Source organism: Agromyces humi (genome assembly GCF_009720255.1).
Lineage (GTDB): Bacteria > Actinomycetota > Actinomycetes > Actinomycetales > Microbacteriaceae > Agromyces > Agromyces humi.
Genome location: NZ_WJSP02000395.1, coordinates 1 through 3,248, shown reverse-complemented (window position 1 = coordinate 3,248; position 3,248 = coordinate 1). Strand labels below are relative to the sequence as shown.

Genomic DNA, 3,248 nt, shown 5'->3' with positions numbered 1-3,248 from the left:
ACCGCCTCGGACGGCGGCTCGGCGGCGAGCGCGGCGGGGGTCGGCCAGCGGTCGATCCACGCCTCCCAGCGCGGGATGACCCGCGCCACCTGGGTCTGCTGCAGCATGAACTCGCTCACGAGCACCGCCCACGGCGACACCTCCGCCGCTCGCCACGGCAACGGCCTCGCGGCATCCGCGAACCAGGCGTTCAGCGGGCCGGCGAGGTCGGGCGAGGCGGGCCGGGGCATCCCCTCAGCCTATGTCGGGCCGGATGCCGCGCGGCTAGGCTCGCACCATGGAGCTCGTGACCACGCCTCGCGTCGCATTCCTGCGCGGCATCGCCGACGAGATCCTGCAGCAGTACGGGCGCGGCCGCATGATCGTGGCCATCGACGGGCCGCTCCGCAGCGGCAAGACGCAGTTCGCCGACGACCTCGCCGCGGTGCTCCGCGAGCGAGGTCACCGCGTGTTCCGGGCGAGCATGGAGCGGTTCCATCGCTCGCGGGCCGCTCAAGGCGCGTTCGGCGACGACACCCCCATGCGGTACTACCGGTACGGCTTCGACGAGGCGGCCCTCCGACGGGTGCTCGTCGAGCCGTTCCGCATGGGCGGCTCGACCGCGTTCGTCACCGCGGTGTTCGATCCGTCGCGCGACGCCTGGGTGGAGCCGAAGTGGCTGACCGGCCCCGCCGACGCGGTGCTCGTGCTCGACGGGCGGTTCGTGCTGCGTCGCCGGCTGGCCGACCTCTGGGACTTCCGGATCGCGCTCGACGGCGAACCGGAGGACCCCGCCGACGTCATCGCCTACGCCGAGGACGACCCTCGGCTCGTGGCATCCGCCGTGGTCGACGACCGTGATCCGGCGCATCCGCGGCGCCGCTTCCTCGACAGCTGCTGATCGGTGCCCCCAGTTCGGGGGAGTGGCCGCGTCCCGGGGCCCGAAATCAGCGGGATCGACCCTCCGGTTCAGACATACTTGAGCACACCCGCCCCACCCCCCGGCACGAACCCGAAACTCCGGTCGTCACCCGACCTCGCGCGCGCACGGCCCGAACCGTGCTCGATGCGGTATCCGGAGCCTCGGTGCGTCGTGCCCATTACCCGACCACCAGGAGAACCCACCGATGAGGATCCCCCGCGCCTTCGTGGCAGCGGCGGCCGCAGCAGGAGCGCTCGCGCTCGCGCTCGGCACCGCCGTGATGCCCGCCCAGGCCGACCAGCCCGAGTTCATCTGCGAGAGCTACGCGCCGAACGGCACCGACAAGATCGACACCGTCGGCAGCCCCGAGACGGTGCTGGTCACAGCGCCCGAGGGCAAGCTCATCGATGAAAACTGCGTCAAGGCCGGCACCACGAGCTACCTCGTCACGGTCGACCCGCCGATGCCCTCCGTGACGGTGGACCACCCCGACAAGGACTCGGTGAGCCACTACGCGGTGCACTACATCGACGTCCCGACGGTCGAGGAGCTCCAGGTCCCGGCGAAGCCCGATGCCCTGGATCTCTGCGGCGTCGACAAGGACGAGGTCGTCGTGCCTGCGGACACGACCGACCTCGACTGGTCGGGTGGCGAGATCTCGGGCAACACGGCGACGGTCACCGTGACCGCGCTCGGTGGCAAGACCTTCGTCGGCGGCGGCACCACCAGGACGTTCGAGTTCTCGTTCACGACTGCTGCGTGCGACGAGCCGCCGGTCCTGACCCAGTGCACCGCCTACACGAACGTGCACACCACCGACCTCGTGACGTGGAACCTGACGGAGACCCGTGCGACCGGGCACAACGAACTCGTCGCCGGTGGACTCCGCATCTGGACCGAGGGCACGACGACGACCGACAAGGCCGCCGGCTACTTCCCGACGAACCTCCCGCTCGCCGGCCTCGGAACGCGCACCATCGACGCATCGCTCGACTACACCACCACGACCGGTCCTGAGCCCGGCCTGCAGCTCGTCGTCGACTTCGACGCCGACGGCACGCCCGACGGCATCCTCGTCGGCGAGAAGGTCTACGGCGAGAACTGGTGGCTGACCGGCAGCGCGGCCGACGCCGTCAAGGCGATCGCCCCGCACACCGGCGGCGGCAACGGCTCGAACTGGTTCGGCACGGCCCAGGAGTGGCTTGCTGCGTTCCCGAACGCCGTCGTCAAGGCGGTCGGCTACTCGCTCGGCTCGGGCGTGCTCGGTGACGGCGTCATCACGAAGATCACGCTGGGCTGCGTCGACTACACGTTCGACGCGGATGCCCCGATCGACGTCATCGAGCCGAAGCTCACCGGTGTCGTCGCCACCGGCGAGTGCATCGCGGATGCCCCGTGGATCACGTACAGCCTGACCCTCGACGACCCGCAGCACCGGTCGACGAGCAACACGGCCCGCCTCGTCTTCACCGCCGGTGAGCAGACCCACACGATCGTCCTCGGCGAGCTCGAGGACGGGAAGCTGTCGGGCATGGTCCTCTGGCCCGGAGCCTCCGTGGCCGCCGACGAGGTGACCCCCACCGGCTGGCCCGGCTGGGAGCAGCTCGAGGACGGCACGTGGGTCGAGACCGACGGCAACTTCGCCTGGACGCGCGACCTCACCGAGGTGACGCTCGCGGTGAACCCCGAGGTCGACGTCGACCTCGCCTACCCCGAGGCGACGCCCGACTGCGACCTCGCTCCCACGCCGTCCGGCACGCCCGGGGGCGGCGCCGGATCGGCCACGACGGCGAGCGGTGACCCGAGCGGCCTCGCCTCGACCGGCTTCGACGGCAGCGTCTTCATCGTCGTCGCGGGCGCCCTCGTGGCGCTCGGCGGTGGCGTGGTCCTGACGGCGCGGATGCGACGCCGGGCCTGATCCGCGGCTCCTGAGCGGGGGTTCGGCCTGGCGCCGAACCCCCGCTTCGCCATCGGACCGCGGCGAAACGGAGGGTTCGGTCCCCAAAAAGGGGGACAATTGTCCCCCTTCGTGGAAAACGGGGTACACAAGCTCGCCGAAACCGACATACTGGTGGATACAGCCAGCCCCTCCGGCCCTGCGAACCCCCCTGCTCCACCCGAGTACCCGAATCCTGACGGTTGCGCATGCCCCTTCGCGCCGCCGCTTCTGCGCCGTCGTGGCGCGCCATCGTGTCCTCCACCGGTTCGCCGTGCGCCGGATCGATCGATGGAGACAGACCGCATGAGCAAGCCCCGCGCCGGGTCGGCGCACGCTGCCCCGGGCGATCCCGGTGCGCGATCGCGCCCCGGATCCCGAACCCTCGTCCGCCGCATCGCGGCCGCGCTG

General features: G+C 71.2%; 2 protein-coding genes and 1 pseudogene. 2 read left to right on the top strand and 1 reads right to left on the bottom strand.

Going from position 1 to position 3,248, the window contains the following annotated elements; all coding sequences use genetic code 11:
• A pseudogene (locus GH736_RS19735) lies at window positions 1-230 on the bottom strand (A/G-specific adenine glycosylase); the annotation flags it as partial.
• A 47-nt stretch (window positions 231-277) separates the two neighbouring features.
• On the opposite strand from GH736_RS19735, the gene GH736_RS19730 reads away from it, so the two are divergent.
• Both GH736_RS19730 and GH736_RS19725 read left to right on the top strand, forming a co-directional pair.
• On the top strand, window positions 278-880 hold the full coding sequence (locus GH736_RS19730) for a nucleoside/nucleotide kinase family protein (protein WP_159606367.1): 603 nt from the start codon (window positions 278-280) through the stop codon (window positions 878-880).
• 226 nt (window positions 881-1,106) lie between these two features.
• Window positions 1,107-2,819 carry a hypothetical protein gene (locus tag GH736_RS19725; RefSeq protein ID WP_159606365.1) on the top strand — a complete coding sequence of 571 codons (1,713 nt, stop codon included), beginning with the start codon at window positions 1,107-1,109 and terminating at the stop codon, window positions 2,817-2,819.
• Window positions 2,820-3,248 lie beyond the last annotated feature (429 nt).

Bases quoted from the DNA above. Each gene is read 5' to 3' on its own strand.
- GH736_RS19730 (WP_159606367.1), top strand. From the start codon at position 278: ATGGAGCTCGTGACCACGCCTCGCGTCGCATTCCTGCGCGGCATCGCC.
- GH736_RS19725 (WP_159606365.1), top strand. From the start codon at position 1,107: ATGAGGATCCCCCGCGCCTTCGTGGCAGCGGCGGCCGCAGCAGGAGCG.